Genomic DNA, 12,538 nt, shown 5'->3' with positions numbered 1-12,538 from the left:
TCACCTGGACCGCGACCGCCGACGAGATCCTCGCCAAGGTCCGACTCGTCCAGACCAACATCAAGAAACTCGTCGACAACAACGCGAAGTGACACAAACAGGATCACGAGACACTAGGACTCCCCGTACCCGGATAGGACTCCCCCGTACCCGGACCTCCTGGGCTCACCGCGGAACCCCGTGAGGGAACCCTAGTCGCACTTAGTTTAGAGCTACTTGGTAGGTAGTGTCCACTGTTTCCGCTGTTCCCCGGCCCACGGTGGGGTCTCCAGCACTCTTAACGCTTATCCCATAAGGCGGCAAAGCTCGCCACGTACCTTGATCCTAACCTACCAAGCTTTTCAGGGCGATAATCAAGCGCCGTCGGAAAACAGCGGCGGACTGTGCGACCACTGGTTCCGGCCTTCGCCGCCAGGCGCCAGGGAATCGCAGCACACAGCCGAAACAAAGACGGAGGACCGAGATGAAGATCGCGCCATTCGACGAATCTGCATTTCACATGGACCACCCGAGGGGCACGGTGTCCTTCAACTACCTGCTCATGGGTGGTGAGCCCGAGACCCCGGAGAACTACCGCTACATCCTGGGCCGCCAAGAGGCGGACTTCAACATGCCCCGGCACCGCCACACCTTCGAACAGATCCGCCTCCCCCTGGTCGGCGACATGAACCTGGGTAAGCAGGGCATCCTGCACGAGGGCGAGATCGGCTACTTCCCCGAGGGGCAGACCTACGGCCCGCAGGACGACCCGATCGGTGACCCGAAGCAACTGCAGTTGGTGCTGCAGTTCGGCGGTGCCTCTGGCTTGGGCATGGGCGCCGGTCGCGGCCGGGGACCGGCCTCGAGCCGGCCGGAGGGCGAGCGGCGGCGCGAGCGCAGGTCGACCAGGTTCCCCCGGCCCCGCTACAAGGGCGTCCTCATCATGAACCCCGCGCACTTCAACTGGCTGCCGATCCCGGATGCGGCGGGCGTGGAGCGCAAATACATGGGTGCGTTCACCGAGCGCGGCTTCTGGATCGAGATGATCAAGATCGATGCCGGGGCGGAGTGGTCTCCGACCAGTGAGGGCGCCCGGCGCCTGATCGTCGCCCTTTCCGGCGCCGCCACGGTGGATGGCGAGAGCATTGGGCGGCTGGCCGCGATCCAAGCCGACGCCGGCGAGAAGCTCCAGGTCAGCGCCACCGAGGAGACGGTGCTCTACATCGTCGGCCTGCCCCCCGTCCAGCTGCCGAGCACCCCCTCGGACCAGTTCGACACCATCGAGAGTGACGGTGGGATCCAGTTCGAGAACCCCAGGCAAGCCGTCTGATCGGCGCTCCGGGATCCTGCGCCCACAGATCGCCCACGCGAAGGCCTGGGGATGCCTCGGCACCGGCGCGGGTGGCGCTGCCGGTGCGCGGCACGCGACCCGCGACCCGGCCTTCTTCGCTGCCCTGGCGGCCATCTCCGAGGGCCGCATCGCGTCTTCCCGCGGAGGCGTGCTGATCCGCGACACGGCGGGGAGCCTGCTCGGCTCGATCGGGGTCAGCGGGGACCGTCCCGAGAACGACGAAGCCTGTGCCGTCGCCGGAGTCGAAAGCGTCGACCTGGTCGCCGACGCAGGCTGACCGCCGCACAGTCGGCTGCATCCACTCGGGCCGATCCGGCGCGGGACGGCACTGTCACGCTTGCCGCCCCGCCCGTTGTTCAGACGACGTCTCCACCCCGGCGGTCCACCGCCGCGAATCCGCTATTCACCCGACGTGAAAATTGTGATGCTCCATGGAGAAAACGGCCGAAGAATTCTCTGAAAACACCCATCCCCGACGCCAGCACGCGCTGGTGATCTGTCTCGTCGCCGGGTTCATGACCCTACTCGATGTGAGTATCGTCAATATCGCACTGCCATCGATGGAACGCAGCCTGCACCTGTCGCCGGCCGACGTGTCCTGGGCCGTCGCCGGCTACGCGTTGACTTTCGGGCTGACACTGGTGCCGGCCGGCAGACTGGGCGATGAGGTGGACTTCCTACGTCCGGTGCGCCGCAGCGCTACCGCGGTGAACATCGAGGTCGAGGTCGAGGTTGCCAGGTAAAAGTTGACCGAACGGGCGGCTGTCGGCAACGGGTGAACGAGGCTCCGAATCCGGAGCCTCGTTCACCCGTTGCCGACAGAATCGGAATGAAACGGGCCACGAGAGGGTTGTCATGACCGTGGCACTTGAGCGCCTCGGAGAGAAAGGCACCACCATGAAGGTCCGACAGTCACTACGCGCTTTGAAGGCCAGGCCGGGGGCGCAGATCGTGCGCCGACGCGGCAGGGTGTTCGTCATCAACAAGAAGGACCCGCGGTTCAAGGCCCGCCAGGGCTGACTGAGTGCGCGGAGCGCCGGCTGAGAGCCCGGTGACCGTGCCGCGGCCTGCCGTGTCTGTATGTGTGGGCAACCCGGCCCTTGGGCCATGGCCGGGCGCGTCCTACAGGCGGAAGCTGGTGGCAGTGGCCGGAAAGCCCGGCACGATCACTGACCGGAAGTCGTGGGTGAACGCGATGACAACGACAACCTACTCAGCCCAGGTGGCCGGAGTGTGCGCGCCCGATACGGGGCTCGCCAAGGAAGCGACCGAGCTGGTCCGGGACACAGCCAGCGAACTCGTCTACCATCACTCCCGCCGCGTGTACTGGTTCGGCGCTCTGCAGGGCCGAAACCGCGACCTGAGCTTCGACCCCGAGCTCCTCTACGTCGGCGCCATGTTCCACGACCTCGGGCTGAGCAAGCGCTTTCAAGCCAGTGGCCGCCGCTTCGAGGTCGACAGCGCGGACGAGGCGCGGCGCTTCCTGCAGGCCCATCAGGTCCCGGAGGACAGCATCCGCAGGGTGTGGACCGCCATCGCCCTGCACACCACCCCCGGGATACCCGAGTTCATGGAGCCCGAGGTAGCGCTGGTGACCGCCGGCGTCGAGTACGACGTACTCGGCATCGGATACAAGGACATCTCCGACGCCGACCGCGAGGAGATCGTCGCTCGGCACCCCCGCCCGAATTTCAAGCAGCGGATCCTCAGCGCCTTCACCGACGGGATCCGTCCGAAGCCGGAAACCACTTTCGGCAACGTCAAAGCGGACGTTCTGGAGCACTACGTGCCGGGCTTCGAGCGAGGCGACTTCGTCCGCACCATTCTCGACTCGCCATGGTCCGAGTAACCTCCGGCAGCGGCCCGGCGCACGTAGTGACGGTCGTGGCCTTCGACGGAGCCCAGCTTCTCGATGTGACTGGGCCCGTCGAAGTGTTCACGACAGCCAATTCGCACGGCGCCAACTATGACGTACGCCTTGTGTCCCCCACGGGCGAGGACGTCCGCACCTCCTCCGGGGTGCGCCTCGGGGTGGAAGGCGGGTGGCAGGACCTGCCGCTGCGGCTGGGGACGTTGCTCGTGCCGGGAAAGCAGGACTGGCGACAGGCTGTGGCCGACCGCGGCCTCGTGGCCGAAATCGCGCATCTGGCACAGCGTTCCAAGCGGATCGCGTCTGTGTGCGCGGGAGCCTTCCTCCTGGCGGAGGCCGGAATCCTCGACGGCCGCCGAGCGGTGACCCACTGGCAGCTCGCGAGGGACATGGCCACGGCCTATCCCCAGGTCACGGTCGAAGCGGACCCCATCTTCGTGCGGGACGGCGAGGTCATCACCTCCGCCGGTGTCACAGCCGGAATCGATCTCTCACTGGCCCTGGTCGAGGAGGACTACGGGGCAGACATCACGCGTAGCGTCGCTCGGGAGCTCGTGGTCTTTATGGCACGCCCCGGAGGGCAGTCGCAGTTCAGCGCCCGCCTCAGTTCCCGCGAGGCCACCCACCCAGCGGTCCGGCACATCATGAACACGGTCGGAGCCGACCCCGGCACCTCGCACAGCCTGGAGACCCTCGCGCATGAGGCAGGCGTCAGCACGCGCCATCTCACCAGGCTCTTCCGTACGGAGACCGGTATGACTGTGTGGCAGTATCTCGAATCCGTCCGGCTCGAAGCCGCACAAGCACTCCTCGAAGCGGGCAGCGACGCGGTCGACACCGTTGCGGAGGAGTCGGGATTCGGATCAGCGGAATCCATGCGCCGGGCCTTCCAGCACAGCCTGGGGATCTCGCCCACCGCGTACCGGGCGCGTTTCCGGACAACAGCTTTCCCGCTGGCGCTGGTGCACGCCTGACGTCCCTTCCGACCCAGCAATCGGGTGCTGCGCGAACTCGGCCTCACCGACGCCGACCCCACCCAGGACATCGGGCTGCCCGAACGCACCCGGACCCTGGTCAGCCCCCTGGCGGAGGACGAAGCCGTCGGTCACGACGACGTGGGTGGAGTAACCGCCCTGGGTGAGCGTGCCGTCCTTGTCAACAGAACCGTAGGTGAGGGTGTTGCCCTTGAGGCAGTACTGCTCCTCGCCCTTGAGGCAGTTGGCGCACTCGCGGCAGGAGTCGACCATGCAGCCGACGCCGACCCGGTCGCCGACGGCGTACCGGGTGACCTCGGAGCCGACCTGGGCGACGATTCCGGCGATTTCGTGGCCGGGGACAAGGGGGTAGGCCGACGGGCCCCAGTCGCTGCGGGCGTTGTGGATGTCGGAGTGACAGATCCCGGAGTACTTGATCTCGATGAGGACGTCGTGCGGGCCGACGTCACGGCGCTCGATGACGGTCGGGGTGAGCGGTTCGGTCGCGGACGTGGCGGCGTACGCATTGACGGTAAGCTCGTTTCTCCAGTGAAGTGGTTCTGATGGGTTTTGGCTGCCTACGGCTGCGAAGCCGCCGCCACCGTCCCGCTGGACCTCACCGGGTTACTCCGGATGTGCTGTCGCTGTCGTCGTAGGCGAACTCAAGCTCGTTGTGAACGGAGACGACACCGTCGACCGAGCGGCAGAGCTGGACCGCGATGGGGACCATGCTCTTCTGCCCGACCCTGCCGCGCAGCGTCACCACGCCGTCTCGCACGCCCGCCTGGACGGCTTCCGGGGCGATGGAGAGGACCTGGCCGAGTACCTCGTATTGGACCTCCTCGCGGATCGCCGCATCGTGGCGGAGGAAGATCTGGAGCAGGTCGCAGCGGCTGGCGATGCCGACCAGTCGGCCGACTTCATCGACCACGGGCAGGCGCTTCACCTTCTCGTGGTCCATCAGTCGGGCCGCCTCGATGACATTCCATTCCGGCCGGGCGGTGATGACGGGAGATGTCATCAGTTCACCAGCGGTCTCGGCCTCGGACCGGGCCCGCTCTCCGACTCGCCACTGCGCCGGCCGGGCCGCGCCGCGGCCCTCCGGATCGGGAACGCTCACCTCTTTGCGGAGCAGATCCGCCTCGGAAACGATGCCGACTGGGCGATTCTGCGCGTCGACGACCGGGACCGCGGTGATGTCGTTCCGGCTGAACAGCTTCGCAATCTCCTTCACTGGGGTGTCGGGGCGGACCTTGATAACGTCCTGGGTCATCACGTCGTGGATGCTGCGGTGCCGCATGGTCTCCACTCCTCCTCCGGAAGTTTCCTTCTCTGAAAGCGTCTCGGTCTCCCCTCCACTCTCCGTCGCTGGAGGGCCTTCGCACAGGGCCGTTCGGCCCGGCGTCGGGGCCCATCGGCCGTGCCTGGCGTTCCTGGGCTGACAGCGGGCACGAGTCGGAGACCCGCCTGCGCACCCGTGACTGTCCCTCCGCGAAGCCGGACAGCCGCAAGGCCCCGGCCGAGGGGAGGGCCCGTGGTTGCGACCGGCGTGTGAAAGCCCACAGTCGCCCAGGCCCGCCGAGGGGAGCGGCGGGGACGGCGTTGTGCGGGGCCGGCCGGGCCTTGATCACGGGCAGCCCCGGCCGATTGCCTTCACCGCCCCGTGCACCGACAACACGTCGATCAAGAGACCTTCCGGGGGCGACCGGAGGTTCAGCGCCCCCAGGCCCCGTCACCAGGTCATCTCCCCCGTGCTCTCCGCAGCCCGGTGGCTTGGTGTTCAGTCGCGGTAACGGTGGTCGTCATGGCCGCCGGACACGCCGATGAAGGAGGCCAGCGCCAGGAATCCGACGGCCATCATGATCAGGCCCACGATCCGTGGCTCATCGTCGGCATACTGCTCGACGTGGGCGTCATCCTCGCCGTCGCCCAGGAGTGGCCAGGGTCTTCAACTGTTGATGGTTTGGCTGCGTGTTCCTGCTGCTGGCGCTGGCGCCCATCGGGCGCATCGTCTACACGCAGCAGGCCCTGCCAGCCGTCCTGCCGGTGAACTTCTGGCTCGACCGTGACTTCTCCATCGTCCTGCGCACCTCGGCCGCCTCCCGTATGGCCCGCGCCGTGGACAACGCCGTGGTCGCCTTTGAGGTGGACCAGTTCGACGAGGCCGCCCACACCGGATGGAGCGTCGTCGTTACCGGCCGGGCCACGCTGGTGACGGACCCCGGCGAACGGAAGCGGTTGCGGGATTCGGGCGTGCGGTCCTGGACGGCCCCGGTGGAAGAGGTGTTCATCACCGTCGCCCCCGAGCTGGTCACCGGACGGGCACTGGAGGATACGGGGGCCGGTCGGCCGTCGTGAAGTGACCAATGGGCCCTGTGGCCCAACAGCGGCCGCGCACAACAGTGGTGAGCACAGCGGCCGATCACGACCGACCGAAGCCACCTATGCTGAGGAGCAAGCCGTGGCCAAGGCGTATCTCGTCGGAAGCGGCATCGCCGCACTGTCCGCAGCCGCGTTCCTGATCCGTGACGGGGGCTTCGCGGGGACCGACATCCAGCTCCTGGAAGAGCAGGAGCGGACTGGCGGCAGCCGGGATGCCGGAGGGGACCCCGAGGCGGGCTACACCATGCGGGACGGGCGGATGTTCGAGCTCCAGTTCCGCTGCACGTACGACCTGCTGTCCTCGATCCCGCTGGACGACCCGTCGAAGTCGGTGACGGAGGACGACGTGGTCTTCACCGTCGAGTACTCGGTGCGCACCGCCTGGACCGCCGTCACCGTGCTGCTCCACCTCAAGAAGCAGCCGCCGCCGGTCTACCAGGGCCACCGCGACCCCCGAGTGCCGGCACACGCCCTGGGAACCATGCACCGCCGGTAGCCGCACCGAACCACCGCAGCGAGCCTTGCCGCCGGTCTGTGGGCCCGGCACACCGGGCAGCCCTGGCAGACCACGCTGTTCCTCGCGCTGTTGGCCGCCCAGCTCGGGGTCGTACTGGGACTGCGGGAGCGGCTGCTCACCCGGGAGAACCCGTTCCTGCCGGCGGCCGTGCTGGCTGCGGTGGGTCTGGGCGCCGCCGCGCTGTACGTGCCGTTCCTGCGAGATGTCCTGGAGACCTCGCCGCCGGCCTGGCCCGCTCTCGCGGCCGCCCTGGCCGCGGGCCTCACCGGCTTCTGCGCCGCCCGCGCCGAAAACCCGTCCGCCCGGACAGGCCCTAGGAAGGCTCCCCGGCGGCGTCGCCCAGGGCAGCGGCGTGGTCGGGGACGTAGGTCTGGAAGTCGCGGGGAGGACGTTCGTAGCCGGTGGACGGCGGGCGTGGGGGCAGTTCCAGAACCGGCCGCCCGACCTCGTGGTAGGGGACGGTGGACAGCAGGTGGGCGATCATGTTGATCCGGGCGCTGCGCTTGTCGTCGCTCTCCACGACGTACCAGGGCGCCTCGGGGATGTCGGTGTGCACGAACATCTCGTCCTTGGCCCGCGAATAGGCCTCCCACCGGCCGATGGACTCCAGGTCCATCGGTGAGAGCTTCCAGCGGCGAGTGGGGTCCTCCAGCCGGGCGCGGAACCGCTGCTCCTGCACGGCGTCGCTGACCGAGAACCAGTACTTGCGCAGCAGGATGCCGTCCTCGACCAGCAGCCGCTCGAAGATCGGGGCCTGATGCAGGAACCGGCCGTACTCCTCCTTGGTGCAGAAGCCCATGACGTGCTCGACACCGGCGCGGTTGTACCAGCTGCGGTCGAACAGGGCGATCTCGCCTCCCGCCGGCAGGTGCTCCATGTAGCGCTGGAAGTACCACTGGGTGCGCTCGCGCTCGGTCGGGGTGGGCAGTGCCACGATCCGCGCGACACGGGGGTTGAGGCGCTCGGTGACGCGCTTGATGGTGCTGCCCTTGCCGGCCGCGTCACGTCCCTCGAAGACGACGACGAGCCGGGCGCCCTCGGCCCGTACCCACTCCTGGAGCTTGACCAGTTCCACCTGCAGACGCAGGAGCTCGCGCTCGTACACCTGCCGGGACAACCGCTCCGGCCGCGTGCCGTTCCCGGAGTGCTTCTTGCCGGCTGCCATCGGCTCCTCCTGTGCGGGGTGAATTGCCCGGTCTCACGCTACGCGGCAATCCATCGCGCGGGCCGGGTGGCCGGGCGATGAGGCCCGAGTGGCCCATGCGCCCCGAAGAGTGCTGGTCCACGCTTGAGGTGCGGCGGTTTTCGCACGGGGGCGTACCGCCGCCGCGTGAAAGGAGGCGGCCATGACGCGCCCTGTCACAGTCGGGCTGGACGGTACCCCGGAGAGCCTGGCCGCAGCGGACTGGGCAGCCCGCGAGGCATACCTGCGTGGTGCGCCGCTGAGGCTGGTGAACGCCTGGCCCGGGGAGCCACAGCCGGAACTGCCGCCGGAGCAGGAGGCTGCCTGGCACCACTGGGCGGAGCGCAGCCTGCGAACAGCGCGGAACGGGCTGGGCAGGGCGTATCCGGGACTGCGGATCGCCACGGAACAGATCCCCGGCTTCCCCATCTGTGTGCTGCTGGCGGAGGCGGAGGGGGCGCAGCTGCTGGTGCTCGGCTCTCGTGAGGTCGGGTCGGTCGCCGGGTTCTTCCTCGGATCGGTCGGCCTGGAACTCGCCGCTACGGCACGCACGGCCGTGGTGCTGGTACGGGGCCGCACCGGCAGCGGCGCACAGAGCGACGTGGTCGTGGGGCTCGGGCTGCGGCGGCCGTGCGAGAGCGTCCTGGAGTTCGCGTTCGACGCCGCCGCCCGGCGCGGAGCCGTCCTGCGCGCTGTGCACGCGGGCCGGATTCCGGCGGTCTGGGCGTACGCGCCGTGGCTCGTCGACGCGAGCCTGCGCGATGCGCGGGAGGGGGACGGCCGCATGCTCAGCGCCACGCTGGAGCCCTGGCGGGCCAAGTACCCCGAGGTGCGGGTCTGTGAGGAGATCGCCTCCGGCAGCCCGTCCCGGAAGCTGGTGAGCGCGGGCTCCGGCGCGGCACTGCTGATCGTCGGCCGTGGCCCGCACCGAGGCGGGGGCCTTGGGCAGCGGATCGGGCCCGTGGGGCAGGCCGTGACTCATCACGGTGCCTGCCCGGTCGCGATCGTCCCGTACGAGTGAGCGGTCTCCGGCCGGAAGACGCCAAGAGACAACGAAGGAAGGGAAGATCATGAAGGCATTCGTGTACCACGGTCCCGGGCAGTCCTCCTGGGAGGACGTCCCCGACCCAGGGATCGAGGACGCCGGGGACGCGGTCGTCCGCGTCGACACCACCACCATCTGCGGCACCGACCTGCACATCCTCAAGGGCGATGTGCCGGAAGTCGCTCCCGGCACCGTCCTCGGCCACGAGGCCGTCGGCGAGGTTGTCAAGGTCGGCAGCGGTGTCCGTACCGTCCGGCCCGGGGACCGGGTACTGGTCTCGTGCATCTCGGCCTGCGGGCGCTGCCGCTTCTGCAGGGAAGGCTCGTACGGGCAGTGCCTCGGCGGCGGAGGCTGGATCCTCGGCCACCTGATCAACGGCACCCAGGCCGAGTACGTCCGCGTGCCCTTCGCCGACCTGTCCCTGCACCCGCTGCCCCGCGCGGTGAACAGCCAGGACGCGGTACTGCTGGCCGACATCTTCCCCACCGCCTACGAAGTTGGCGTCCTGAACGGCCAGGTGCGCCCTGGCGACACAGTCGTGGTGGTCGGCGCCGGGCCCATCGGGCTCGCCGCGATCGCCACGGCACGGCTCTTCTCGCCGGGCCGGATCATCGCCGTCGACCTCGCGCCGACCCGCCTGGAGGCGGCCAAAGAGCTGGGCGCCGACGCGGTCGCACACGCGGCGGAAGAGCCCGACCGGCTGGTCGCCGACCTCACCGAGGGTCTCGGGGCTGATGTCGTGATGGAAGCGGTGGGCGTGCCGGAGACCTTCGAGATGTGCACGCGCATGGTGCGCCCCGGCGGGCACGTCGCCAACATCGGCGTGCACGGCAGGCCCGCGACACTGCACCTGGAAGACCTCTGGATCAAGAACCTGACGATCACCACCGGGCTGGTCGACACCTACTCCACGCCCACGCTGCTGCGCATGCTGACCGCGGGCCGGCTGCCCGCGTCGTCGCTGGTCACCCACACCTTCGAGCTGGACGGGATGGAGGAGGCGTACGACGTCTTCTCCCGGGCCGCCGACACCGGGGCACTCAAGGTCGTACTCGGCGGAAAGCACCACGACGAAGTGACGCTCAGGGACGCGTGAACACGTTCAGGAATCCGTGAAAGGAAGTGATCGGCCGTGTCCGAGCCGGTGAGGACTATGGGCGACATCGGGCGGCGCATTGCCCTACGACGCCAGCAGCTGGGGCTGACCCGAGAAGAGGTGGCCGCCCGGGCGGGGACGGCTCCGGCGTACTTGCAGTACGTGGAGGACAAACCGGCCGCGGCCCCGGGCACGGGCTTCCTGCTCATGCTGGCAAATGCGCTGGAGACCACCGTGGCTGAGCTGCGCGGCGGCGGGGCCGATCTGCCGCCCGGCGTGGGCCGGGCCGCCTACCACCCCGAGCTGCTGGAGCTGGATCCCCAGGAGTGCCGGGCCCGGCTGTCCACCCACGGCGTGGGACGCGTCGCGGTGTCCACGCCACACGGCCCCGCCATCGTCCCCGTCAACTACGCGGTCGTGGACGGCGCCGTCGTCTTCCGGACAGCGCCCGACGCCGCGCCCGCCCTGGCCGCCGGCACCGAGGCCGCCTTCGAGGTGGACCACATCGACGAGGCCCTGAGCCAGGGCTGGAGCGTGCTCGTCGTCGGCCGCGCGGAGCACGTCACCGACCCCGCCGCCATCCAGCACCTCGCTGACGAGGCCCGGACCGGGCCATGGGCGGGCGGCGACCGCGAACTGTGGGTGCGCATCGCCCCGGAACGGATCACCGGACGGCGGATACAGGTCCGCTGATCCGGTACTGCCTATGGAAAAGGGCCCGAACGGCCGGGCGGGCGGGCGGGGACCGTTGGCCCCTGAGGCAGCTCCAAGCCACATACGGAGTCCCGTCAAGCAAGGGGGCTACGAGGGCAGGGGCCGTCGGGGTCCGCATGGGAGCGAACGACCCTTGTGTGGCCCGGTCGGCCCCTGCCAGGGATGCCGTCGATGTCCGACGATGGTCTTGACAGTCCCGCTACCAGGGAGGCCGACATGATCCGGAATCCGCAGACCGTGGGCGATGTGATGACCGCGACCGTGGTGGCCGTGACCAGTGAGGCGCCGTTCAAGGAGATCGTGAGGACGCTGGAGAAGTGGAAAGTCAGCGCCGTGCCGGTGCTGGAGGACCAGGAGCGGGTGGTCGGTGTGGTCTCCGAGGCCGACCTGCTGCGCAAGGAGGAGCGCCGCGACAGCAGGCGGCCCTCTGAGCAGGAGATGGCCAAGGCGGACGCCGTCACCGCCGGTGCGCTGATGACGGCTCCCGCCGTCACCGTCCGTGCGGACGCCCCGATCGCCCAGGCCGCGCGGGCGATGGCCCGGCACCGGGTCAAGCGGCTGCCGGTGGTGGACGAGAAGGGCCGGCTGAAGGGCATGGTCAGCCGGGGTGACCTGCTCAAGGTCTTCCTGCGGTCCGATGAGGACATCGCGGAGGATGTCCGCCACGTCCTCGCCCAGTACTTCCCCGTTGCCTGGGAGACCGTGGAGATCGGCGTGTCCGAGGGCGTCGTCACCCTGAGCGGGCTGCTCCACGACACCTCGATGGTGCCGGTCGCAGCCCGCCTGGTCCGGACCGTCGAGGGCGTCGTGGACATCACCTTCGACATTACGAACGGCTCGATGGCTCCCCGGTGAGAGCGGCCCGGCACGCCTCCAGTCGGGCGACGGGCACGCGGAAGGGCGAGCAGGAGACGTAGTCGAGCCCCGCGTCATGGAAGAAGTGGATCGAATCGGGGTCACCGCCGTGCTCGCCGCAGACGCCGACCTTCAGACCGGGCCGGGCGGCGCGGCCTTCGTCGACCGCGATCCGCACCAAGCGCCCGACGCCGTCGCGGTCGAGGGTCTCGAAGGGCGAGGCCGTAAAGATCTCCTTGTCGAGGTAGGCGGAGAAGAAGGCGCGCCGAAGGCTCGTACGACTGCTCCTTTCATGGCGGGGGTCTCCTTAACGGGGTGCCGGTACGGGTTCGGTGCGGGTTTCAGTCGTGCGGGACGACGGCGACGGGGGCTGCGGCATGGTGCAGTACCGCATGGGTGACGGGTCCGATGTGCATGCCGACCGGTGCCCGACGGTTGCGGCGACCGACGACCACCAGCGAGGCATCGGACGCGGCCTCCACCAGGTGTTGGGCGGCCACGCCGATCACGGCCTGCTCGGTCACCTCGACGCTGGGGAACTTCCCGCGCCAGGGACGCAGCGCCTCGGCCAG

The 12,538-nt window shown here is 69.0% G+C and carries 13 protein-coding genes and 5 pseudogenes; 13 read left to right on the top strand and 5 right to left on the bottom strand.

Going from position 1 to position 12,538, the window contains the following annotated elements:
- Window positions 1-463 precede the first annotated feature (463 nt).
- The 6 genes and pseudogenes from FCI23_RS50805 to FCI23_RS50780 all read left to right on the top strand — a co-directional run bounded on the left by FCI23_RS50805 (window position 464) and on the right by FCI23_RS50780 (window position 4,174).
- Complete coding sequence (locus FCI23_RS50805; RefSeq protein WP_136730746.1) at window positions 464-1,309, top strand: hypothetical protein; 846 nt, start codon at window positions 464-466, stop codon at window positions 1,307-1,309.
- Window positions 1,272-1,607 (top strand): GlcG/HbpS family heme-binding protein, encoded by a 336-nt coding sequence (locus FCI23_RS50800; protein ID WP_246144836.1) that lies wholly within the window; start codon window positions 1,272-1,274, stop codon window positions 1,605-1,607. Before FCI23_RS50805 ends, FCI23_RS50800 begins: the two co-directional genes overlap by 38 nt.
- 154 nt (window positions 1,608-1,761) lie before the next feature.
- Window positions 1,762-1,995: pseudogene (locus FCI23_RS50795) on the top strand (MFS transporter); the annotation flags it as partial.
- A gap of 232 nt (window positions 1,996-2,227) precedes the next feature.
- Window positions 2,228-2,350 (top strand): type B 50S ribosomal protein L36, encoded by a 123-nt coding sequence (gene ykgO / locus FCI23_RS50790; protein ID WP_136730750.1) that lies wholly within the window; start codon window positions 2,228-2,230, stop codon window positions 2,348-2,350.
- 175 nt (window positions 2,351-2,525) lie between these two features.
- Window positions 2,526-3,179, top strand: coding sequence for an HD domain-containing protein (locus FCI23_RS50785; protein ID WP_136730743.1), 654 nt, complete (start codon window positions 2,526-2,528; stop codon window positions 3,177-3,179).
- Complete coding sequence (locus tag FCI23_RS50780; RefSeq protein ID WP_211265839.1) at window positions 3,167-4,174, top strand: GlxA family transcriptional regulator; 1,008 nt, start codon at window positions 3,167-3,169, stop codon at window positions 4,172-4,174. The genes FCI23_RS50785 and FCI23_RS50780 overlap by 13 nt, the downstream gene beginning before the upstream one ends.
- 111 nt (window positions 4,175-4,285) lie before the next feature.
- Here the strand turns inward: FCI23_RS50780 and FCI23_RS61755 are convergent.
- Window positions 4,286-4,654, bottom strand: a pseudogene (locus FCI23_RS61755) (alcohol dehydrogenase catalytic domain-containing protein); the annotation flags it as partial.
- Window positions 4,655-4,790: 136 nt separating this feature from the next.
- The gene (locus tag FCI23_RS50770) at window positions 4,791-5,474 is read right to left on the bottom strand and encodes a CBS domain-containing protein (protein WP_136730742.1); all 684 of its coding nucleotides are present in this window, start codon (window positions 5,472-5,474) and stop codon (window positions 4,791-4,793) included.
- Between the two features lie 671 nt (window positions 5,475-6,145).
- Here FCI23_RS50770 and FCI23_RS50765 point away from each other — a divergent pair.
- The 3 genes and pseudogenes from FCI23_RS50765 to FCI23_RS61750 form a co-directional block, all read left to right on the top strand.
- Window positions 6,146-6,532 (top strand): pyridoxamine 5'-phosphate oxidase family protein, encoded by a 387-nt coding sequence (locus tag FCI23_RS50765; protein WP_136730741.1) that lies wholly within the window; start codon window positions 6,146-6,148, stop codon window positions 6,530-6,532.
- Window positions 6,533-6,635: 103 nt separating this feature from the next.
- Window positions 6,636-6,899: pseudogene (locus FCI23_RS50760) on the top strand (oleate hydratase); the annotation flags it as partial.
- Between the two features lie 189 nt (window positions 6,900-7,088).
- Window positions 7,089-7,337: pseudogene (locus FCI23_RS61750) on the top strand (cation transporting ATPase C-terminal domain-containing protein); the annotation flags it as partial.
- A 49-nt stretch (window positions 7,338-7,386) separates the two neighbouring features.
- Here the strand turns inward: FCI23_RS61750 and ppk2 are convergent.
- Window positions 7,387-8,238 (bottom strand): polyphosphate kinase 2, encoded by an 852-nt coding sequence (gene ppk2 / locus FCI23_RS50750; protein ID WP_136730740.1) that lies wholly within the window; start codon window positions 8,236-8,238, stop codon window positions 7,387-7,389.
- Window positions 8,239-8,419: 181 nt separating this feature from the next.
- Between ppk2 and FCI23_RS50745 the strand changes: the two genes are divergently transcribed.
- From FCI23_RS50745 to FCI23_RS50730, 4 genes are all read left to right on the top strand, one after another.
- Window positions 8,420-9,277, top strand: a complete 858-nt coding sequence (locus FCI23_RS50745) for a universal stress protein (protein WP_136730739.1) — start codon at window positions 8,420-8,422, stop codon at window positions 9,275-9,277.
- A 49-nt stretch (window positions 9,278-9,326) separates the two neighbouring features.
- Entirely contained in the window at window positions 9,327-10,397 is a 1,071-nt protein-coding gene (locus FCI23_RS50740; RefSeq protein WP_136730738.1) for a zinc-dependent alcohol dehydrogenase family protein, read from the top strand.
- Between the two features lie 36 nt (window positions 10,398-10,433).
- The gene (locus FCI23_RS50735; protein WP_246144835.1) at window positions 10,434-11,090 is read left to right on the top strand and encodes a helix-turn-helix domain-containing protein; all 657 of its coding nucleotides are present in this window, start codon (window positions 10,434-10,436) and stop codon (window positions 11,088-11,090) included.
- 237 nt (window positions 11,091-11,327) lie between these two features.
- Entirely contained in the window at window positions 11,328-11,966 is a 639-nt protein-coding gene (locus FCI23_RS50730) for a CBS domain-containing protein (RefSeq protein ID WP_136730737.1), read from the top strand.
- On the opposite strand, the pseudogene FCI23_RS50725 reads toward FCI23_RS50730, so the two are convergent.
- Both FCI23_RS50725 and FCI23_RS50720 read right to left on the bottom strand, forming a co-directional pair.
- Window positions 11,938-12,231: pseudogene (locus FCI23_RS50725) on the bottom strand (putative PEP-binding protein); the annotation flags it as partial. The gene FCI23_RS50730 and the pseudogene FCI23_RS50725 overlap by 29 nt on opposite strands.
- 76 nt (window positions 12,232-12,307) lie before the next feature.
- The coding region (locus FCI23_RS50720) for a universal stress protein (RefSeq protein WP_169317087.1) at window positions 12,308-12,538 on the bottom strand (231 nt) is incomplete at its 5' end.

The sequence above is a fragment of the Actinacidiphila oryziradicis genome, assembly GCF_005047355.1.
Lineage (GTDB): Bacteria > Actinomycetota > Actinomycetes > Streptomycetales > Streptomycetaceae > Actinacidiphila > Actinacidiphila oryziradicis.
Note: the sequence above shows the minus strand (reverse complement) of the source record. Positions and strands in the feature narration are given on the sequence as shown.

Coding starts and splice junctions, on each gene's coding strand:
- FCI23_RS50805 (WP_136730746.1), top strand. CDS start 464: ATGAAGATCGCGCCATTCGACGAATCTGCATTTCACATGGACCACCCG.
- ykgO (WP_136730750.1), top strand. CDS start 2,228: ATGAAGGTCCGACAGTCACTACGCGCTTTGAAGGCCAGGCCGGGGGCG.
- FCI23_RS50785 (WP_136730743.1), top strand. CDS start 2,526: ATGACAACGACAACCTACTCAGCCCAGGTGGCCGGAGTGTGCGCGCCC.
- FCI23_RS50780 (WP_211265839.1), top strand. CDS start 3,167: ATGGTCCGAGTAACCTCCGGCAGCGGCCCGGCGCACGTAGTGACGGTC.
- FCI23_RS50770 (WP_136730742.1), bottom strand. CDS start 5,474: ATGCGGCACCGCAGCATCCACGACGTGATGACCCAGGACGTTATCAAG.
- ppk2 (WP_136730740.1), bottom strand. CDS start 8,238: ATGGCAGCCGGCAAGAAGCACTCCGGGAACGGCACGCGGCCGGAGCGG.
- FCI23_RS50745 (WP_136730739.1), top strand. CDS start 8,420: ATGACGCGCCCTGTCACAGTCGGGCTGGACGGTACCCCGGAGAGCCTG.
- FCI23_RS50740 (WP_136730738.1), top strand. CDS start 9,327: ATGAAGGCATTCGTGTACCACGGTCCCGGGCAGTCCTCCTGGGAGGAC.
- FCI23_RS50730 (WP_136730737.1), top strand. CDS start 11,328: ATGATCCGGAATCCGCAGACCGTGGGCGATGTGATGACCGCGACCGTG.